At 67.6% G+C, this 19,328-nt stretch carries 18 protein-coding genes; 13 read left to right on the top strand and 5 right to left on the bottom strand.

The genetic code is table 11. The features are described 5' to 3' along the window. Positions 1–4: 4 nt before the first annotated feature. The 3 genes from AADV74_RS05600 (at position 5) to uvrB (ending at position 3,575) form a co-directional block, all read left to right on the top strand. On the top strand, positions 5–772 hold the full coding sequence (locus AADV74_RS05600; RefSeq protein ID WP_342112500.1) for a class I SAM-dependent methyltransferase: 768 nt from the start codon (positions 5–7) through the stop codon (positions 770–772). Positions 773–813: 41 nt separating this feature from the next. Continuing rightward, a complete protein-coding gene (coaE, locus tag AADV74_RS05595) occupies positions 814–1,428 on the top strand; it encodes a dephospho-CoA kinase (RefSeq protein WP_342112499.1) in 615 nt (204 codons plus the stop codon). An 83-nt stretch (positions 1,429–1,511) separates the two neighbouring features. Next, positions 1,512–3,575 (top strand): excinuclease ABC subunit UvrB, encoded by a 2,064-nt coding sequence (gene uvrB, locus AADV74_RS05590; RefSeq protein ID WP_342112498.1) that lies wholly within the window; start codon positions 1,512–1,514, stop codon positions 3,573–3,575. 69 nt (positions 3,576–3,644) lie between these two features. Here uvrB and AADV74_RS05585 read toward each other — a convergent pair whose 3' ends face one another. Both AADV74_RS05585 and AADV74_RS05580 read right to left on the bottom strand, forming a co-directional pair. Further along, positions 3,645–4,103, bottom strand: a complete 459-nt coding sequence (locus tag AADV74_RS05585; RefSeq protein WP_342112497.1) for a Clp protease N-terminal domain-containing protein — start codon at positions 4,101–4,103, stop codon at positions 3,645–3,647. Continuing rightward, on the bottom strand, positions 4,081–4,305 hold the full coding sequence (locus AADV74_RS05580; RefSeq protein ID WP_342112496.1) for a helix-turn-helix domain-containing protein: 225 nt from the start codon (positions 4,303–4,305) through the stop codon (positions 4,081–4,083). The genes AADV74_RS05585 and AADV74_RS05580 overlap by 23 nt, the downstream gene beginning before the upstream one ends. 237 nt (positions 4,306–4,542) lie before the next feature. On the opposite strand from AADV74_RS05580, the gene uvrA reads away from it, so the two are divergent. The 10 genes from uvrA to AADV74_RS05530 all read left to right on the top strand — a co-directional run bounded on the left by uvrA (position 4,543) and on the right by AADV74_RS05530 (position 15,977). Next, on the top strand, positions 4,543–7,446 hold the full coding sequence (gene uvrA / locus AADV74_RS05575; protein ID WP_342112495.1) for an excinuclease ABC subunit UvrA: 2,904 nt from the start codon (positions 4,543–4,545) through the stop codon (positions 7,444–7,446). A 5-nt stretch (positions 7,447–7,451) separates the two neighbouring features. Further along, on the top strand, positions 7,452–9,338 hold the full coding sequence (gene uvrC, locus AADV74_RS05570; protein WP_342112494.1) for an excinuclease ABC subunit UvrC: 1,887 nt from the start codon (positions 7,452–7,454) through the stop codon (positions 9,336–9,338). A 61-nt stretch (positions 9,339–9,399) separates the two neighbouring features. Next, positions 9,400–10,272 carry an RNase adapter RapZ gene (gene rapZ / locus AADV74_RS05565; RefSeq protein ID WP_342112493.1) on the top strand — a complete coding sequence of 291 codons (873 nt, stop codon included), beginning with the start codon at positions 9,400–9,402 and terminating at the stop codon, positions 10,270–10,272. A gap of 53 nt (positions 10,273–10,325) precedes the next feature. Beyond that, on the top strand, positions 10,326–11,303 hold the full coding sequence (gene whiA / locus AADV74_RS05560; RefSeq protein ID WP_342112492.1) for a DNA-binding protein WhiA: 978 nt from the start codon (positions 10,326–10,328) through the stop codon (positions 11,301–11,303). 181 nt (positions 11,304–11,484) lie between these two features. Beyond that, on the top strand, positions 11,485–12,111 hold the full coding sequence (locus AADV74_RS05555; RefSeq protein ID WP_056163175.1) for a superoxide dismutase: 627 nt from the start codon (positions 11,485–11,487) through the stop codon (positions 12,109–12,111). A 94-nt stretch (positions 12,112–12,205) separates the two neighbouring features. After that, complete coding sequence (gene gap / locus AADV74_RS05550; protein WP_342112491.1) at positions 12,206–13,213, top strand: type I glyceraldehyde-3-phosphate dehydrogenase; 1,008 nt, start codon at positions 12,206–12,208, stop codon at positions 13,211–13,213. 8 nt (positions 13,214–13,221) lie between these two features. Continuing rightward, a complete protein-coding gene (locus AADV74_RS05545) occupies positions 13,222–14,436 on the top strand; it encodes a phosphoglycerate kinase (RefSeq protein ID WP_342112490.1) in 1,215 nt (404 codons plus the stop codon). Next, the gene (tpiA, locus tag AADV74_RS05540) at positions 14,427–15,215 is read left to right on the top strand and encodes a triose-phosphate isomerase (RefSeq protein ID WP_342112489.1); all 789 of its coding nucleotides are present in this window, start codon (positions 14,427–14,429) and stop codon (positions 15,213–15,215) included. The genes AADV74_RS05545 and tpiA overlap by 10 nt, the downstream gene beginning before the upstream one ends. Positions 15,216–15,323: 108 nt before the next feature. Then, on the top strand, positions 15,324–15,575 hold the full coding sequence (secG, locus tag AADV74_RS05535) for a preprotein translocase subunit SecG (protein WP_056163160.1): 252 nt from the start codon (positions 15,324–15,326) through the stop codon (positions 15,573–15,575). Between the two features lie 36 nt (positions 15,576–15,611). Next, positions 15,612–15,977, top strand: coding sequence for an RNA polymerase-binding protein RbpA (locus AADV74_RS05530; protein ID WP_055818294.1), 366 nt, complete (start codon positions 15,612–15,614; stop codon positions 15,975–15,977). Between the two features lie 78 nt (positions 15,978–16,055). Here the strand turns inward: AADV74_RS05530 and pgl are convergent, their stop codons facing one another. The 3 genes from pgl to zwf are packed head-to-tail and all read right to left on the bottom strand — an operon-like array spanning position 16,056 to position 19,323. After that, the gene (pgl, locus tag AADV74_RS05525; RefSeq protein ID WP_342112488.1) at positions 16,056–16,823 is read right to left on the bottom strand and encodes a 6-phosphogluconolactonase; all 768 of its coding nucleotides are present in this window, start codon (positions 16,821–16,823) and stop codon (positions 16,056–16,058) included. Continuing rightward, positions 16,820–17,785 (bottom strand): glucose-6-phosphate dehydrogenase assembly protein OpcA, encoded by a 966-nt coding sequence (locus AADV74_RS05520; RefSeq protein ID WP_342112487.1) that lies wholly within the window; start codon positions 17,783–17,785, stop codon positions 16,820–16,822. The genes pgl and AADV74_RS05520 overlap by 4 nt, the downstream gene beginning before the upstream one ends. Further along, entirely contained in the window at positions 17,782–19,323 is a 1,542-nt protein-coding gene (gene zwf, locus AADV74_RS05515) for a glucose-6-phosphate dehydrogenase (RefSeq protein WP_342112486.1), read from the bottom strand. Before zwf ends, AADV74_RS05520 begins: the two co-directional genes overlap by 4 nt. Positions 19,324–19,328: the final 5 nt, after the last annotated feature.

Below are 19,328 nucleotides of genomic sequence, written 5' to 3'. Positions count from 1 at the left end.
CGGCATGGTTCGTGATTCACACCACGCGGCGTCGTTCGGCGCGAACGCCGGCGGCTACGACGCGCATCGGCCGTCTTACCCGCTTGAGACCGTCCGCTGGCTCATAGGCGGCTCGGCGAATGCGTCGGACGAAGCCGCCGGCGATCTCGAGGTGCTGGATCTCGGCGCCGGGACCGGCAAGCTCACCGAGCGGCTCGTCGAGCTCGCGGCATCCGTCACCGCCGTCGATCCCTCGCCGGAGATGCTCGAGGTCCTGGGCGAGCGGATGCCGCAGGTGCGCACTCTCGTCGGCTCGGCCGAGGCGATCCCGCTCGCCGACGACTCGGTCGACCTCGTCACGGTGGCCCAGGCCTGGCACTGGGTCGACCCCGAGGCCGCGTCACGTGAGGTCCTGCGTGTCCTCCGACCCGGCGGACGGCTGGCGCTGATCTGGAACTCCCGCGACGACACGATCCCGTGGGTCGACGCGCTGTCCGCAGCGATGCACCGAGGGCTGCACGAGGCGACCGCCTTCCACCCGACCCTCGGGGCCGGACTCGAGTTGACGGCCAAGCGGGAGGAGCGCTGGACCTCCCGCACCACCCGGCAGGGCCTGCTCGAGCTCGCGACGACGCGCAGCTACTACCTCACAGCCGCCGCGACCGACCGCTCGGCGATGCTGGAACGCATCGAGCGCGTACTCGATTCCCACCCAGAGACCCGGGCGCCCGAGATCCAGCTGCCGTACGTCACAGATGCCTGGATCGCCGAACCGTGGCTTCCCGGATGCTGACCTCAGTCCGCTGAGGCGGCCCTGCGAGTAGGATCACCACTGTGTACCTCATCGGACTGACAGGCGGAATCGCCTCGGGGAAATCCACCATCGCACGGCGTCTCGTGGAGCACGGTGCCGTGCACATCGATGCGGACCAACTGGCGCGCAAGGTCGTCGAGCCGGGAACCGAAGGGCTGGCCCAGATCCGCGAGGCCTTCGGCGACGCGGTTATCGCCCCGAACGGATCCCTCGATCGGGCGGCTCTCGGTGAGCTGGTGTTCTCGGATGCCGCGGCTCTCGATCGGCTGAACGGCATCGTGCACCCTCTGGTGCGTGCACTGTCTGCCCGTCTGTTCGCCGCGGCCGACGCCGCGAGGCCCAACGCCGTCGTGGTCTACGACGTCCCCCTGCTCGTGGAGGCCGAGGTGGATCATCCGTTCGACCTCGTCGTCGTGGCCCACGCCACGAAGAAGACCCGGGCGGAGCGCCTCGTCGACATCCGCGGCTTCTCCGAGGAGCACGCGCAGGCGCGTATCGACGCCCAGGCGTCCGACACCCAGCGCCTGTCGATCGCCGATGTCGTGATCGACACCGACGGCACGCTGGGTCACACCGTCAGCCAGACGGATGCACTCTGGGCGCGCGTGCGCGAAGAGCTGGCCACCCGGGCCTAGAGCGCCTCGGCGGCGGAGACCTGTCCGCCGTCAGCGGACCCCGCCCCGTCGAAGTGTCGGTGGGCGAACCTAGACTTGAAACCATGCAACCGACACGTTCCGTGCGCCCTTTCGAGGTCATCAGCGAGTACACGCCGAGCGGCGATCAGCCGACAGCCATCGCCGAACTGGCCGGCCGGATCAACGCGGGCGAGACCGATGTAGTGCTGCTCGGGGCCACCGGAACCGGCAAGTCGGCGACAACGGCCTGGCTCATCGAGCAGGTGCAGCGGCCCACTCTCGTGCTCGCGCACAATAAGACGCTCGCCGCGCAACTCGCGAACGAGTTCCGCGAGCTCATGCCGAACAACGCCGTCGAGTACTTCGTCTCGTACTACGACTACTACCAGCCCGAGGCCTACGTTCCGCAGACGGACACCTTCATCGAGAAGGACTCGTCGGTCAACGCCGAGGTCGAGCGCCTGCGCCACTCCACCACGAACTCGCTGCTGAGCCGGCGCGACGTCATCGTGGTCTCCACGGTGTCGTGCATCTACGGCCTCGGCACCCCCGACGAGTACATGAACGCGATGATGGCGCTGCAGGTGGGGCAGAAGGTCGACCGCGACTGGCTCATCCGCAAGTTCGTCTCGATGCAGTACCAGCGCAACGACGTCGACTTCTCCCGCGGAAACTTCAGGGTGCGGGGCGACACCATCGAGATCATCCCCATGTACGAGGAGCTGGCGATCCGCATCGAGATGTTCGGTGACGAGATCGAGGCGCTCTACAGCCTGCATCCGCTCACCGGCGACATCGTGCGCAAGCTCGATGCCGTCGCGGTGTTCCCCGGATCGCACTACGTGGCGTCGACGAACGTCATGCAGCGCGCCATCGGCACGATCCAGACCGAGCTGCACGAGCGGCTCATCGAGCTCGAGCGCGAGGGAAAGCTTCTCGAAGCCCAGCGCCTGCGCATGCGCACGTCGTTCGACCTCGAGATGATGGAGCAGATCGGCTTCTGCTCGGGCATCGAGAACTACTCTCGGCACATCGATGCCCGCGCGCCGGGGGAGGCCCCGCACTGCCTGCTCGACTACTTCCCCGACGACTTCCTGGTCGTCATCGACGAGTCGCACGTGACGGTTCCGCAGATCGGCGCCATGTACGAGGGCGACTCCTCGCGCAAGCGCACTCTGGTCGAGCACGGCTTCCGCCTGCCGAGCGCTCTCGACAACAGGCCGCTCAAGTGGAACGAGTTCAAGGAGCGCGTCGGCCAGACAGTCTACCTCTCGGCCACCCCCGGCCGGTACGAGATGGGCATCGCCGACGGCGTGGTCGAGCAGATCATCCGTCCGACAGGACTCGTCGACCCGCAGATCGTCGTGAAGCCGTCCAAGGGCCAGATCGACGACCTGCTCGAGGAGATCCGCCTGCGTGCGGCCAAGGACGAGCGCATCCTGGTCACGACGCTGACCAAGAAGATGGCAGAGGAGCTCACCGACTTCCTCACCGAGGCCGGGGTGCGCGTGCGCTATCTGCACTCGGATGTCGACACCCTGCGTCGCGTCGAACTGCTCACCGAACTCCGGGCCGGCGTCTACGACGTGCTCGTCGGCATCAACCTGCTGCGTGAGGGGCTCGACCTGCCCGAGGTGTCCCTGGTGGCGATCCTGGACGCCGACAAGGAGGGCTTCCTCAGGTCGTCGACCTCGCTCATCCAGACCATCGGTCGCGCCGCCCGCAACGTCTCCGGCGAGGTGCACATGTACGCCGACGTGATGACGGACTCCATGGCGAAGGCCATCGAGGAGACCACGCGGCGCCGCGAGCGTCAGGTCGAGTACAACACCCTCAACGGAATCGATCCGACTCCTCTGCGCAAGCGCATCGCCGACATCACCGACGTGCTCCAGCGCGAGGAGGCCGACACCGCGGAGCTCCTGCGTGGCCGCGATGCCCGCAAGAAGGCGCCGACACCGAACCTGCGGCGCGAGGGCATCGCCGCCGCCGGAGCGAATCAGCTCGAGGATCTCATCGCAGACCTCAACTCGCAGATGCTCGAGGCTGCCGGTGAGCTCAAGTTCGAGCTCGCCGGGCGCCTCCGCGACGAGCTCTCCGATCTGAAGCGCGAGTTGCGTCAGATGGAGAAGGCCGGCCACATCTGACCTTGTCCCTCATGCGCATGGTGTGGGGCTGGCTCTTCCGGAGTGGCGCTGCGACTGGCGCCTACTCCGTCACCGGGGTTGCAGGGCTGAGCGGGCCCGGGCCGGGTCGATGCCGAGTCTGGAGAGCAGTGCGGCGGCAGGGTCTGGCTCGGGCCGCTCGAGAAGGGCGAGCACGAGGTGGCGGAGTTCGATCCGCCGTGACCGCTCCACGACCGCGTACTCGAGTGTCCGCTTCATCACGACCTTCCCGCCGGCCGTGAGGCGCGGCCGCGGCGTTCCGACGGCGTGCACCAGTGGCCCGTAGGCGGCGACATCGACGCCGATCTCGGACAGTGCCTCTCGGTCCGCCGCGTCGGCCGCGGCCTCGGCTGCTGCTGCATCGACGCCGAGCGCTGACGCGATCCCGTCGTCGTGGAGTGCGGCCAAGAGCAGGTGCTCGGTTCCGAGTCGTCGGTCGCCCCGACGGCCAGCGACCTCGACGGACCGCACCACGGTGTTCCTGGCCTCAACTGCGAATCGCTCGAACATGGCGTTCCTCCTTCGCGTACTTCGTGTGCACGGACTGGCGGGTGACGCCGAGCGCGTCCCCGATCTGCTCCCACGACCATCCGGCCGCGCGCGCTGCGGCGACGTGGGTGGCCTCGACGCGCTCCGCAAGTCGATGCAGGGCCAGCACGGCCCGCAGGCCGGTGGCGGGATCCACCGCCTCGGTCTTCTTTTCATGGTCCATGCTGTCAGTCTGAACTGACAGATGCGATCTGTCAACTCAAACTGACACTTTGCCCATCGGAGCACATGAGTGTCGAGGGCGGGATCGTCGAGGTCGGGGTTCGGCGGGCATCCTTGGGCGGACCTCGAGGATCCCGCCCTCGACACGACCCCCGCGTCACCTCCCAGCTCGGTCCCGTTCGCTGTGGGCACGTGCCACCCGGGGGAGAGTGTCAGTGGGGCCTCGTAGACTTCTGGGGTGTCTGTGTCAAAGGTCGAAAACCACTCCCAACTGAGCGTTCGCGGTGCCCGCGTGCACAATCTCCAGAACGTCGACCTCGACATTCCGCGTGATTCGCTCGTCGTCTTCACCGGCCTCTCGGGCTCTGGCAAGTCGTCGCTCGCGTTCGACACCATCTTCGCCGAGGGGCAGCGTCGCTACGTCGAATCGCTGTCGGCCTACGCCCGTCAGTTCCTCGGCCAGGTCGACCGCCCCGACGTCGATTTCATCGAGGGCCTGAGCCCAGCCGTCTCGATCGACCAGAAGTCGACGAACCGCAACCCGCGCTCCACCGTCGGCACGATCACCGAGATCTACGACTACATGCGCCTGCTCTGGGCGCGCATCGGCGTCGCCCACTGTCCCATCTGCGGCGAGACCATCCAGCGCCAGACCGTGCAGCAGATCGCCGACCAGCTGATGGAGCTCGATGCCGGCATCCGCTACCAGATCGTCAGCCCCGTCGTTTCCCAGAAGAAGGGCGAGTTCGTCGACCTGTTCAAGGAGCTGGCCGCATCCGGCTACTCCCGTGCCATCGTCGACGGCGAGGCCATCCAGCTGAGTGAGCCTCCCGTGCTCAAGAAGCAGGTCAAGCACGACATCTCCGTCGTCATCGACCGCCTCGTCGCGGGCCCCGAGATCCTCGGCCGTCTCACGGACTCACTCGAGACCGCCCTGCGGCTCACCGACGGTCTCGTCAGCATCAACTACGTCGACGCGACGGGCCCCGACGCCTGGCAGAACTTCTCCGAGAAGCTGTCATGCCCGAACAACCACCCGATCCAGCTCACCGAGATCGAGCCGCGCACGTTCTCGTTCAACGCCCCGTTCGGCGCCTGCCCCGAGTGCTCCGGCCTCGGCACGCGCATGTCGGTCGACGAGGACCTGCTGCTCGGCGACCACGAACTCAGCATCGCCGAGGGCGTCATCCTGCCGTGGACCTCGCAGGGCAAGAGCCTCTACAACTACTACGAGAAGCTGCTCGAGGGCCTGTCCCGAGACCTCAAGTTCTCGCTGAAGACGCCCTGGAGCGAGCTGCCCGAGAACGCGCGCAACGCCGTGCTGCGGGGCGAGAACTTCGAGGTGCGCGTCAAGTGGCGTAACCGCTACGGCCGCGAGATGAGCTACACCTCCGGCTTCGAGGGCGTGGTGCCCTACATCGAGCGTCAGTACCTGCAGGCGGAGACCGACGTCCAGCGTGCTCGCTGGTCGGAGTACCTGCGCGAGGTGCCGTGCCCCGTCTGCGACGGCAAGAGGCTGAAGCCCGAGGTGCTCTCGGTGCTCATCCACGGCTCGAGCATCGCCGACGTCGCCGAACTCAGCCTCACCGACGCCCGCGGCTTCATGGACCAGATGGTGCTCACCGACCGTGAGCAGACCATCGCAGCGCAGGTACTGCGCGAGATCAAGGTGCGCCTCGACTTCCTCATCAGGGTCGGGCTCACCTACCTCAACCTGTCCCGCGCCGCAGCGACCCTGTCGGGCGGCGAGGCCCAGCGCATCCGTCTGGCAACCCAGATCGGGTCGGGGCTCACCGGCGTGCTCTACGTGCTCGACGAGCCCAGCATCGGCCTGCACCAGCGCGATAATCGCCGCCTCATCGAGACGCTCCTCGCGCTGCGCGACCTCGGCAACACGCTCATCGTCGTCGAGCACGACGAGGACACCATCCGCACCGCCGACTGGATCGTCGACATCGGACCCGGCGCCGGCGTCAACGGCGGCAAGGTCGTGCACTCCGGGTCCTACGATGACCTGCTCGCGAACCAGCGCTCGCTCACCGGCGACTACCTGTCGCGCCGCAAGGAGATCATCACGCCGCACACCCGGCGCAAGATCGACAAGGAGCGCATGATCTCCGTCGTGGGCGCCGAGGTGAACAACCTGCGCAAGGTCACCGTCGACTTCCCGCTCGGCACCTTCACAGCCGTCACCGGCGTGAGCGGCTCCGGCAAGTCGTCACTCGTCAATGACGTGCTCTACCGAGTGCTGGCCAACAAGCTCAACGGTGCCCGCAAGCTCCCCGGCAAGCACACTCGCGTCACCGGGCTCGACCACCTCGACAAGGTCGTGCACGTCGACCAGGCTCCGATCGGCCGCACTCCGCGCTCGAACCCGGCAACCTACACCGGTGTGTTCGACCGCATCCGCAACCTGTTCGCCGAGACCAATGAGGCGAAGGCCCGCGGGTACCTGCCCGGCCGGTTCAGCTTCAACGTCAAGGGCGGCCGCTGCGAGGCATGTTCCGGCGACGGCACCATCAAGATCGAGATGAACTTCCTGCCTGACGTCTACGTCGCGTGCGAGGTCTGCGGCGGCTCGCGCTACAACCGCGAGACCCTGCAGGTGCACTACAAGGGCAAGAACATCTCCGAGGTGCTCGAGATGCCGATCAGCGAGGCAGCCGAGTTCTTCGAGCCGATCAGTGCCATCCACCGCTACCTCAAGACCCTCGTCGACGTCGGCCTCGGCTACGTCACCCTCGGCCAGAGCGCCACGACGCTCTCGGGGGGAGAAGCGCAGCGCGTGAAGCTGGCGACGGAACTGCAGCGCAGGTCCAACGGGCGCAGCGTCTACGTTCTCGATGAGCCGACCACGGGTCTGCACTTCGAAGACGTGCGCAAGCTCCTCATCGTGCTGAACGGACTCGTCGACAAGGGCAACACCGTGATCGTGATCGAGCACAACCTCGACGTCATCAAGTCGAGCGACTGGGTCATCGACATCGGACCGGAGGGCGGCTCGGGCGGTGGCCAGATCATCGCCACAGGTACGCCCGAGGCTGTCTCGCGCAGCAAGAAGAGCCACACGGGCCAGTTCCTGCGCGAGGTGCTCGAAGCGGATGCGGAGAACCACGGCGTCATCGCCCGAGTCGCGGGCTGAGGCCCATGGCGAACGTCCTGTCATACCGACCGAAGGCGGGGGAGATCCCCACGCAGCCGGGCGTCTACCGCTTCCGTGACGCCACCGGCCGGGTGCTCTACGTCGGCAAGGCGAAGAACCTCCGCGCGCGTCTCAGCAACTACTTCGCGCCGCTGCACACCCTGCATGAGCGCACCCGCCGCATGGTCACGACCGCAGCCGGCGTCGAGTGGACCGTCGTCGGCAACGAGGTGGAGGCGCTCCAGCTCGAGTTCACCTGGATCAAGGAGTTCGATCCGCCGTTCAACGTCATGTTCAAGGACGACAAGTCCTATCCCTACATGGCGGTGACCCTCGGCGATGAGGCGCCGCGGGTGCTGGTCACCCGCAACACCAAGATCCGCGGGGCGCGATACTTCGGGCCCTATCCGAAGAAGTGGGCCGTCGACGAGGTCATCGAGCTGATGATCAAGGCGTTCCCCATCCGCACCTGCAAGGACTCGGACTACAAGCGCGCCATGCAGTCGGGCAAGCCGTGCTTCGCCGGCCAGATCGGCCGCTGCTTCGGGCCGTGCTCGGGCAAGGTCACCGTCGAGGAGCATCGCGAGGCCGTGAAGAGGTTCGTCTCCTTCATGGCCAACCAGGATCGTCGCATGGTCGCAGAGCTCACGCAGGAGATGAAAGCGGCATCGGAGGAGCAGAACTACGAGCTCGCCGCCCGCCGGCGCGACCAGGTGGTGGCCCTCGAGGCCGTGCTCGAGAAGAGTGCCGTCGTGCTCCGGGACTCCGTCGACATCGACCTGTTCGGCATCGTGCACGACGAGCTGGCCGCGGCTGTGCAGCTCTTCGTCGTGCGGGGCGGTCGCATCCGCGGTGTGCGCGGGTGGGTCGTCGACAAGGAACTCGACATGTCGATGGCCGAACTGGTCGACTCGATCGTGCCGCAGGTCTATGCAGAGGGGCTCACGCCGCCGCGCGAGATCGTGGTGCCGGAACTGCCGGAGGACGCCCCCGCGCTCGAGAGCTGGCTCGAGGAGCGCAGCCCCACGAAGGTGCGGCTGCGAGCCGCCCAACGCGGCGACAAGGCAGCCCTCCTCGACACCGCGAACCAGAACGCCGGTCACGCGCTCATGCTCTACAAGACGCGTCGCAGCGCCGACTTCACCTCGCGCTCGAAGGCCTTGGAGGACATCCAGGAGGCCCTCGGCATGGCCGACGCCCCGCTTCGCATGGAGTGCTACGACGTGTCCCACCTGAGTGGAACCAACGTCGTGGCCTCGATGGTCGTCTTCGAAGACGGCCTGCCGCGCAAGGACGAGTACCGCCGGTTCAACATCCCCGAGACGACCGACGACACCGACTCGATCCACCGCGTGCTGACGCGACGGCTGGCCTACCTCACCGACCCCGAGTCCGAGCCCGACCCCATCGAGGTCGTCACGGCCGACGGCGTCGTCGAGCCGGCGAAACGGCGCAAGTTCAGCTACAGCCCCAACCTGCTCATCGTCGACGGCGGCCAACCGCAGGTCGCCGCCGCGCAGCGGGCGCTGCTGGAGTCCGGTGTCACCGGCATCCAGCTCTGCGGCATCGCGAAGCGCCTCGAGGAGATCTGGCTGCCGGACTCCGACTTCCCGGTCATCCTCCCGCGCAACAGCGAGGCCCTGTTCCTGTTCCAGCGCATCCGCGACGAGGCCCACCGATTCGCCATCACCCACCAGCGCACCAGGCGCAAGCGCGACATCGCGTCGGTGCTCGGCGAGGTGCCGGGTCTCGGACCGGCACGCGTGCGCGAACTTCTGCGGCACTTCGGATCCGTGGCCCGTCTCAAGCTCGCGACACCCGAGGAGATCGCCGAGGTGTCCGGCATCGGTGCGACCCTCGCAGGGGCCATTCGCGCCCATCTCGACGCCTGAGCGTCCGCGGGTCGATAGGCTGTAACCTCCCACCCCCTAGAACGAAGGCGCATTCGAAGCCATGACGGACGTCGAGCAGAAGGAAGTCCTCATCATCACGGGGATGTCCGGCGCTGGCCGATCCACCGCAGCCGACGCGCTGGAGGATCTCGGCTGGTACGTGGTCGACAACCTGCCTCCGCAGATGCTGCGACCTCTGGTCGAGCTGGTCGAGCGGGCGTCATCCGGCCTCCCGAAGATCGCCGCGGTCGTCGACATCCGCGGCCGGGACTTCTTCGACGAGATCAGCGAGATGATCAGCGTGCTGCGTGGGGGAACCGAGCTCCGGGTGGTCTTCCTCGATGCGACGGATGCCGCCCTCGTGCGGCGATTCGAGTCCGTCCGCCGGCCACACCCCCTGCAGGCCGACGGCACGCTGCTCGACGGCATCGCGGAGGAGCGCACGCGCCTCGGCTCCATCCGCGAGGCCAGCGACATCATCATCGACACCTCCGAGCTGAACATCCACCAGCTCGCCATGACGGTGACCGACCTCTTCGCCGAGGAGGGCGCCGCCGAGGTGCGGGTCACCATCGTGAGTTTCGGTTTCAAGTACGGGGTGCCGGCGGATGCCGACCACGTCGCCGATGCGCGCTTCCTACCGAACCCCTTCTGGGTGCCGGAACTGAGGGCGCAGACCGGCCTCGATACTCCGGTCAAGGAATTCGTGCTCGGCCAGCCCGGTGCTCGTGAATTCATCGAACGATACGCCGCAGCACTGGAGCCCGTACTCGCCGGCTACCGCCGCGAGAACAAGCGCCACGCGACCATCGCCATCGGGTGCACGGGCGGCAAGCACCGCTCGGTCGCCCTCGCCAGAGAGCTCGCCCACGAGCTGGAGCAGATCCCCGGGATCGGCGTGAGCGTGAGGAACCGCGACCTCGGTCGCGAATAGCTTCGCCTCGAACCCGACGTACGACGACAGAACGCAACAGAATGGAACATCGATTGGCTCTCACAGCCGACGTCAAAGAGGAACTCGCACGCACCGAGATCAACCGCACCACGGTGCGTGCCGCAGAGCTCGCGACGATCCTGCGCTTCTCCGGCGGCCTGCACCTCATCTCGAGCCGCATCGCCGTCGAGTCCGAGCTCGACTCCGCGCTCATCGCACGCCGGGTGCGCAAGGATCTCGCCGAGCTCTACGGGGTACGCAGCGACGTCTCCGTGGTCGCGGCCACCGGCCTCCGCCGCACCAGCCACTACCTCGTGCGCGTGCTCGACGGCGGTGAGACCCTCGCCAGGCAGACCGGTCTGCTCGATGCCCGTCGTCGGCCCATCCGCGGCCTCCCGAACCGCCTGACCACCGGATCCCGCGAGGAGATCTCGGCCGTGTGGCGCGGCGCGTTCCTCGCCAGCGGCAGCCTGACCGATCCCGGTCGCTCAGCGGCCCTCGAGGTCACCTGCCCGGGCAACGAGGCGGCCATGGCCCTCGTCGGCGCCGCTGGCCGGCTCGGCATCCCGGCCAAGGCCCGTGAGGTGCGCGGCGTGCACCGCGTCGTCATCCGCGACGGCGAGGCGATCAGCTCGATGCTCGTCGCCATGGGGGCCACCGACACCGTGCGCAACTGGGAGGAGCTGCGCCAGCGCCGGGAGGTGCGCGCGACGGCCAACCGCCTGGTGAACTTCGACGATGCCAACCTGCGCCGCTCGGCCCAGGCGGCCGTCGCAGCATGCTCGCGCGTCGAGCGTGCGCTCGAGATCCTCGGTGACGACGTGCCCGACCACCTCCAGTACGCCGGAGACCTGCGCCTGCGGTTCCGCGACGCGAGCCTCGACGAGCTCGGCCACCACGCCGAACCGCCGATGACGAAGGACGCCGTGGCCGGCCGCATCCGCCGGCTCCTGGCCATGGCGGATAAGAAGGCCGTCGATCTCGGGATTCCCGACACCGAGGCCAACCTGCCCGCCGACCTCGACGACTGACCTCAGGACGACGGAACGTCAGACGGTCGACGTCGGCGCGCAGACGTCGGCATGTGTCAACCCCGGGAAGCATTCGCGGGCCACGATGGTTGCCGTCACTAGACTGGAAAAGTCGCCCTCACGGGCACCTCGATCGCCACGCGCGACGCGCGTGGCTCCACTAGGAGGATGAACAACGCACATGGCTGACTACACGCTGCCGGAACTCGCCTACGACTACTCGGCCCTCGAGCCGAGCATCAGCGGCACCATCATGGAGCTGCACCACTCGAAGCACCACCAGGCCTACGTGACCGGCGCGAACACCGCCCTGCAGCAGCTCGCCGAGGCCCGTGACAGCGGCAACCTCGCGAACGTGAACAAGCTCGAGAAGGACCTCGCGTTCAACCTCGGCGGTCACGTGAACCACTCGATCTTCTGGACCAACCTCTCGCCGGACGGCGGCGACAAGCCCACGGGCGAGCTCGCTGCAGCGATCGACGACAACTTCGGCTCCTTCGACAAGTTCCAGGCCCATTTCACCGCCACGGCGCTCGGCGTCCAGGGCTCCGGATGGTCGGTTCTCGCCTGGGACTCCATCGGCCAGCGCCTCATCATCGTGCAGTTCTTCGACCAGCAGGCCAACTTCCCCGCCGGCACGATTCCGCTGCTCATGCTCGACGTCTGGGAGCACGCCTACTACCTCGACTACAAGAACGTGCGCGCCGACTACGTCAAGGCGTTCTGGAACATCGCCGACTGGGCGAACGTCGAGCAGCGCTTCGTGACCGCGCGAGAGAAGACCTCGGGCCTGCTGCTACTGTCATAGCGGATGGGTCGTCCTGGCGACCCGGGACACCGTAGTCCGGTTCTGTTCACCATCAAATACGCGCATCTCGCGCCATCTGCAACAGGAGTCATTCGTGTCCGTAAAGATCGGAATCAACGGATTCGGCCGCATCGGCCGTAACTACTTCCGCGCCGCCCTTGCCAAGGGAAGCAACCTCGAGCTCGTGGCGGTGAACGACCTCACCGACAACAAGACGCTCGCACACCTGCTCAAGTACGACTCGATCACGGGTCGCCTCGACGCCACGGTCGAGTACGACGACGAGAACATCATCGTTAACGGCAAGTCCATCCGCGTCTTCGAGGAGCGCGACCCCGCCAACCTCCCGTGGGGCGAGCTGGGCGTCGACATCGTCATCGAGTCGACCGGCCGCTTCACCAAGTCGGAGGATGCGCGCAAGCACATCACCGCCGGCGCCAAGAAGGTCCTCGTGTCGGCTCCCGCCACGGGCTCCGACGTCGCGACGATCGTGCTCGGCGTGAACGAGGGCACCTACGACGCCTCGGTCCACGACATCATCTCGAACGCATCCTGCACGACGAACTGCCTCGCGCCGCTCGCCAAGGTGTTCAACGACGAGTTCGGCATCGAGCGCGGTCTCATGACCACGGTCCACGCCTACACCGCCGACCAGAACCTGCAGGACGGCCCGCACAGCGACCTCCGCCGTGCCCGCGCCGCCGCGCTCAACATCATCCCCACGTCGACCGGTGCAGCCAAGGCCCTCGGCCTCGTCCTGCCCGAGCTCGTCGGCAAGCTCGACGGCTACGCGCTGCGCGTTCCGGTTCCGACCGGTTCGATCACCGACCTCACGGTCACGGCCTCGCGTCCCGTCACGGTCGAAGAGGTCAATGCGGCGTACAAGGCTGCGGCCGAGGGCCCCCTCAAGGGCATCCTCAAGTACACCGAGGACGAGATCGTCTCCAGCGACATCGCCGGCGACCCGCACTCCTCGATCTTCGACGCCGGGCTCACCAAGGTGATCGGCGACCAGGTCAAGGTCGCCTCCTGGTACGACAACGAGTGGGGCTACTCCAACCGTCTCGTCGACCTCGCCGAGTACGTCGCCGAGAAGCTGTAAGGGCTGGCGTGTCGCTTCGCACCATCTCGGAACTCGGGCCGCTCGCCGGCACGCGTGTCATCGTCCGCTGCGATCTGAACGTCCCCTTGAAGGACGGAACGATCACGGATGACGGCCGCGTGCGGGCGTCGGTGCCGACCCTGACCGCCCTGCTCGAGCAGGGCGCGAAGGTCGTCGTCATCTCCCACCTCGGTCGTCCCGACGGTGCCCCCGACGCGCGCTACAGCCTGGCCCCGGTCGCCGAGCGGCTCTCGGAGCTGCTCGGCCGGCCGGTCGCCTTCGCCACCGACACTGTGGGGGAGTCGGCGGCATCAGTCGTCGACGCCCTCGAGGACGGTCAGATCGCCGTCCTCGAGAACCTCCGCTTCAACGCCGGCGAGACGGCGAAGGACTCCGCCGACCGCGTCGTCTTCGCCCAGAAGCTCGCCGCGTTCGGCTCCGTCTTCGTCTCAGACGGATTCGGCGTCGTGCACCGCAAGCAGGCGAGCGTCTACGAGCTCGCCGAACTGCTGCCGAGCGCTGCCGGAACGCTGATCGAGGCCGAACTGACGGTTCTCGAGAAGCTCACCCGCACGCCCGAGAAGCCGTACGCGGTCGTTCTCGGCGGCTCCAAGGTCTCAGACAAGCTCGGCGTCATCGGGCACCTGCTTCCCCGTGTCGACTCGCTGCTCATCGGCGGCGGCATGCTCTTCACCTTCCTCGCAGCCCAGGGCCACCAGGTGGGCGCGAGCCTGCTCGAGGCCGACCAGATCGACACGGTCAAGGGCTATCTCACCGAGGCCGAGCGCCTCGGGGTGCAGATCGTCCTGCCGACGGATGTCGTGGTCGCCTCGAAGTTCGGTGCAGACGCCGAGCACGTCGTGACCGCTGCCGATGCCATCGAGGAGACACCGTTCGGTGCATCCGGCCTCGGCCTCGACATCGGTCCGGACACGGCGGCTCGTTTCGCCGAGGTCATCAGGGACTCGAAGACGGTGTTCTGGAACGGCCCCATGGGCGTGTTCGAGCTCGAGCCCTTCGCGGCCGGAACACGCACCGTCGCCGAGGCACTCACCCAGGTCGACGGCCTCAGCGTCGTCGGCGGTGGCGACTCCGCCGCCGCCATCCGCTCCCTCGGGTTCGCGGATGACGACTTCGGACACGTTTCCACGGGAGGCGGCGCCAGCCTCGAGTTCCTCGAGGGCAAGCACCTCCCCGGCTTGGAGGTACTCGGATGGCACTGAACCGCACCCCGCTGATCGCGGGCAACTGGAAGCTCAACCTCGATCACCTGCAGGCGATCGCGTTCGTGCAGAAGCTCGCGTGGAGCCTCGACGACGCCAAGCACGACTTCGCCGGCGTCGAGGTGGCGGTCTTCCCGCCGTTCACCGACCTGCGCAGCGTGCAGACCCTCGTGGCCAGTGACAAGCTCCCGATCGCCTTCGGCGCCCAGGATCTGTCCGCCCACGACTCCGGTGCGTACACCGGTGAGATCTCCGGCGCCTTCCTCGCGAAGCTCGAGTGCAGCTACGTCATCATCGGTCACTCCGAACGACGCACCCTGCACAACGAGACCGATGAGGTCGTCGCGGCCAAGGTGCAGGCGGCTCTCCGCCACAGCCTGGTCCCGATCATCTGCGTCGGCGAGACCGCGGAGGACCTCGAGATCCACGGCCCCAGCGCCGTGCCCGTCGCCCAGCTGCGTGCAGCCCTCGCCGGCGTCACCAGCGCGGCTGACATCGTCGTGGCGTACGAGCCGGTCTGGGCCATCGGCTCCGGCCAGGCGGCGACGCCCGACCAGGCCGAACAGGTGGCAGCGGCACTGCGAGCCGTGCTCGTCGAGCTCCTCGGAGACGACGTCGCAGCGAAGACCCGCATCCTCTACGGAGGCTCGGTGAAGGCGGCGAACATCGCCGGCTTCATGCGCGAGCCGAACGTCGACGGTGCCCTCGTCGGAGGCGCGAGCCTCGACCTCGACGAGTTCGCCAGCATCTCGCGGTTCAAGCAGCACGTCGGCCTGTAACGATCGAACGCGGCGGGCGGTCCGGGTTCCCGGGCCGCCCGCCGCGTGCCGTTATACTGGCCTGAGTTCTTCCGGCGCTTCGTCGCGCCGATCTTCGAAAGGTTTTCCGTGGACATCCTCCAGGTCGTACTCCAGGTCATCCTGGGCCTGACGAGCCTCCTGCTCACCCTGCTCATCCTGCTGCACAAGGGTCGCGGTGGCGGTCTCTCCGACATGTTCGGTGGCGGCGTGACCTCCAACCTCGGAGCATCCGGGGTGGCAGAGCGCAACCTGAACCGCATCACCGTCATCCTCGGCTTGGTCTGGATCTCGGCGATCGTCGTTCTCGGCCTCATCACGAAGTTCGAAACCGGCGCCTGAGCGTCACCACTCTCTTCACGGATCTAAGGACACACAATGGCATCAGGTGGTAGCGCGATCCGCGGCTCTCGCGTCGGCGCGGGCCCCATGGGCGAACAGGACCGCGGCTTCCACGCCGAGCGCGTGGCCGTGTCGTACTGGGACGCCCTCGGAAACGAGACTGTGCGGCACTTCGCCGCGAATCTCCCGGCGGAGGAGATCCCCGAGACGATCGACTCCCCGTCCTCCGGCCTTCCCGCCGGCCGCGACAAGGAGAACCCTCCTCTCGTCGCCAAGATGGAGCCCTACAAGACCCATCTCGCGTACGTGAAGGAACGTCGCACCGAGGAGGAGGCCGAGCAGCTGCTCGACGAGGCGCTGCAGCAGTTGCGCGTGCGTCGCGGCACGGCTGCCGCCGAGTAGCTCCAGCACAGGCACACGAAGAAGGGCCGCATCCGATCGGATGCGGCCCTTCTTCGTATGCGCATGGTGCGCGGCGGCTCAGTAGCTGGGCGCGATGAGGTTCTCGGGAACCTCGGATGCTGCATCCGCGTCGACGAAGAACACCGTGCGCTTGCGACCCTTGATGCCGGCGACGGGCACCTCGTCGCGAGCGGCACCGGCGAGGGCCAGGCCCAGGGCCGACGCCTTGTCGGCGCCGGAGAGCACCATCCAGACCCGCTCCGAGGAGTTGAGGGTCGGGCGGGTGAGGCTCAGACGCTCGGCAGGCGGCTTGGGGGAGTTGCGCACGGGGATGACCGAGCGGTCCTCGATGCTGATGCCCGAGCGGTGCGGGAACAGCGACGCGATGTGGCCGTCGGGTCCGACACCGAGGAAGGTGATGTCGAACCGGGGAGCACCCTCCCCGTCTCCGTTGGCCTCGAGCTCCGCCGCATACTGCAGTGCGGCGTCGTCGAGGCTGATACCGGAATCCGACGTCGGGTAGGGGTGCACGTTCTCGGCGGGAACGCTGATGTGGTCGAGCAGGGCGTCGCGAGCCTGCTGGTCGTTGCGCTCGGCGTCGCCGGCCGGGAGCCAGCGCTCGTCGCCCCACCAGAAGCTCACCCGCGACCAGTCGATGGTGTCACGCGCCGGGCTGGCGTTGATGGCGGCGAGGACGGCCGTGCCGACGCGACCGCCCGTGAGGACCACGTTCGCCGTGGCCTGGTCATCGAGGATGTCGACGGTCTTCGTGATGAAGCGCGCGGCGACGGATGCCGCGAGCGACTCCGTGTCGGCGTGCACCAGGACGCGGCGTTCGTTGGTCATGCGAGGGGGCCCTCCGTGATCGCGCTCGGGGCGCCCAGGGTGGCCAGTCCACCCGTGATGACCTCACCATACAGTTCATCGGGGTCGAGCCTGCGCAGCTCGTCCGCGAGGCAGTCGCGCAGGTTGCGGCGCGCGAGCGCCACGTCGTGCGTCGGCTGGCCGGGCTGGGTGAGCGTCGCGACGCCCCCGTGCGTGCGCACGAGGTCGATCGAGTCGTCGCCACGGAACAGGCGCACCCCGTGGATGCCCTGCGAGCTCTCGGCACCCGTGAGCTCGTAGTCGGTCTGCACCTGCAGCGCGAGGTGCAGCCAGGCGGCCAGCAGCGTCGTCGACGGGGAGTCGGCCGAGCCGGAGACCTGAACGCCGGTGACGTTCTCGTACGGCGGCTGGTCGAGCACGGCGGCGAGCTGGGCACGCCACAGTGTCACGCGCGTCCACGCGAAGTCGGTGTCACCCGGCGTGTAGTTCTTCGCGCAGGCCTCGAGGGCGAGCTGCGGATCGGCGTGGCGACGGGTCGCATCCGTGATCCTGCGGAGCGCGATCAGGCCGAGCGGAGACTTGCCTGGAACCTCGGGCGCGCGCCCCGGCCACCAGACGACGACGGGGGCATCGGGCAGGAGCAGTCCCATGATGAGGCTCTGCTCGTCCTTCGCCGTGTCGCCGGTCGGGCGCAGGATCACGACCTCGCTGGCGCCGGCGTCGCCGCCGACGCGGATCTCGGCATCGAGGCCGGGAGTAGCGCCGGGAGCGACATCCGGATCCGTCGAGATGACGATGACCCGCATGGGGTGCTCGCGCGATGCGTCGTTGGCGGCCTCGATGGCCTCCTCGGTGATCGACTCGTCAGAGGCGATCACCAGGGTGAGCACGCGCCCGAGGGCGACGGCGCCGCCCTCTTCACGGATCTTCACGAGCGCCTTCGAGATGCCGCTCGTGGTGGTGTCGGGCAGGTCGACGATCATGGACGCCTCCAGGTGCGGCCGTCGCGGGCCAGTAGTTCATCGGCTTCGTCTGGTCCCCAGGTGCCCGGGTTGTACTGCTGAGGCTGGCCCTGGGTCTCCCAGAACTCCTCGATCGGGTCGAGGATCTTCCAGGACAGCTCGACCTCCTCCTGACGCGGGAAGAGGGGCGGGTCGCCGAGGAGCACATCGAGGATCAGGCGCTCGTAGGCCTCGGGGCTCGCCTCGGTGAAGGCGTGGCCGTAGCCGAAGTCCATGGTGACGTCGCGAACCTGCATGCCGGCGCCGGGAACCTTCGAGCCGAAGCGGATCGTCACGCCCTCATCGGGCTGCACCCTGATGACGAGGGCGTTCTGGCCGAGCTGCGAGGTCTGGCTGTCGGCGAAGAGCTGTTGCGGAGCCCGCTTGAACACCACGGCGATCTCGGTGACGCGACGGCCGAGGCGCTTGCCCGCCCGAAGGTAGAACGGGACCCCGGCCCAGCGGCGTGTGCCGATCTCGAGTTTGAGGGCGGCGTAGGTCTCGGTGGTGGACTCGGGGTTCATCCCGTCCTCCTCGAGGAAGCCGAGCACCTTCTCGCCACCCTGCCACCCGCCGGAGTACTGACCGCGCGCGGTCGACTTCGAGAGGTCGGCGGGCAGACGCACGGCCGAGAGCACCTTCTCCTTCTCCGTGCGGAGAGCGGATGCCTCGAAGGAGATGGGCTCCTCCATGGCGGTCAGGGCCAGCAGCTGGAGGAGGTGGTTCTGGATGACGTCGCGGGCAGCGCCGATGCCGTCGTAGTAGCCGGCCCGGCCGCCGACACCGATGTCCTCGGCCATCGTGATCTGCACGTGGTCGACGAAGTTGGCGTTCCAGATGGGCTCGTAGAGTTGGTTGGCGAAGCGCAGCGCGAGGATGTTCTGCACTGTCTCCTTGCCGAGGTAGTGGTCGATGCGGAACACGGCATCAGCCGGGAACACCGACGCCACCATCTCGTTGAGTTCGCGGGCGGATGTCAGGTCATGACCGAACGGCTTCTCGATGACGACCCGTCGCCACTCGCCGTCCGCCGGCTTGGCCAGCCCGGAGCGACGAAGCTGCTCAGTCACCTTGGGGAAGGCATTCGGCGGGATCGAGAGGTAGAACGCGTGGTTGCCCATCGTTCCCCGCTCGGTGTCGAGCTCGGCGAGGGTCTCCTTCAGGGTCTCGAATGCCGCGTCGTCGTCGAAGGTGCCCGGCACGAAACGGATGCCCTGGGCGAGCTGCGTCCAGACCTCCTCGCGGAACTCCGTGCGCGCGTACTTCTTCACAGACTCATGCACGATCTCCATGAAGTCCTGGTCCTCCCAGTCGCGCCGGGCGAACCCGACGAGACCGAATCCGGGAGGAAGCAGGCCGCGGTTGGCCAGGTCGTAGACGGCCGGCATCAGCTTCTTGCGCGACAGGTCGCCCGTCACGCCGAAGATGATGAGCGCGCTCGGACCGGCGATGCGGTTCAGGCGGTAGTCGTTGGGCGAGCGCAGGGGGTTGTGCTCGGCTGACACGTCAGCGGGGTTCATACTGC

The sequence above is a fragment of the Leifsonia stereocauli genome, assembly GCF_038432415.1.
Lineage (GTDB): Bacteria > Actinomycetota > Actinomycetes > Actinomycetales > Microbacteriaceae > Orlajensenia > Orlajensenia stereocauli.
The sequence above is the reverse complement of the archived record's forward strand: the minus strand, read 5'-3'. Positions and strand labels throughout refer to the sequence as shown.

What these genes read in the sequence shown, in the direction of transcription:
- AADV74_RS05600 (WP_342112500.1), top strand. Translation starts at nt 5, where the DNA reads ATGGTTCGTGATTCACACCACGCGGCGTCGTTCGGCGCGAACGCCGGC.
- uvrB (WP_342112498.1), top strand. Translation starts at nt 1,512, where the DNA reads ATGCAACCGACACGTTCCGTGCGCCCTTTCGAGGTCATCAGCGAGTAC.
- AADV74_RS05585 (WP_342112497.1), bottom strand. Translation starts at nt 4,103, where the DNA reads ATGTTCGAGCGATTCGCAGTTGAGGCCAGGAACACCGTGGTGCGGTCC.
- AADV74_RS05580 (WP_342112496.1), bottom strand. Translation starts at nt 4,305, where the DNA reads ATGGACCATGAAAAGAAGACCGAGGCGGTGGATCCCGCCACCGGCCTG.
- uvrC (WP_342112494.1), top strand. Translation starts at nt 7,452, where the DNA reads ATGGCGAACGTCCTGTCATACCGACCGAAGGCGGGGGAGATCCCCACG.
- rapZ (WP_342112493.1), top strand. Translation starts at nt 9,400, where the DNA reads ATGACGGACGTCGAGCAGAAGGAAGTCCTCATCATCACGGGGATGTCC.
- AADV74_RS05555 (WP_056163175.1), top strand. Translation starts at nt 11,485, where the DNA reads ATGGCTGACTACACGCTGCCGGAACTCGCCTACGACTACTCGGCCCTC.
- tpiA (WP_342112489.1), top strand. Translation starts at nt 14,427, where the DNA reads ATGGCACTGAACCGCACCCCGCTGATCGCGGGCAACTGGAAGCTCAAC.
- AADV74_RS05530 (WP_055818294.1), top strand. Translation starts at nt 15,612, where the DNA reads ATGGCATCAGGTGGTAGCGCGATCCGCGGCTCTCGCGTCGGCGCGGGC.
- pgl (WP_342112488.1), bottom strand. Translation starts at nt 16,823, where the DNA reads ATGACCAACGAACGCCGCGTCCTGGTGCACGCCGACACGGAGTCGCTC.
- AADV74_RS05520 (WP_342112487.1), bottom strand. Translation starts at nt 17,785, where the DNA reads ATGATCGTCGACCTGCCCGACACCACCACGAGCGGCATCTCGAAGGCG.
- zwf (WP_342112486.1), bottom strand. Translation starts at nt 19,323, where the DNA reads ATGAACCCCGCTGACGTGTCAGCCGAGCACAACCCCCTGCGCTCGCCC.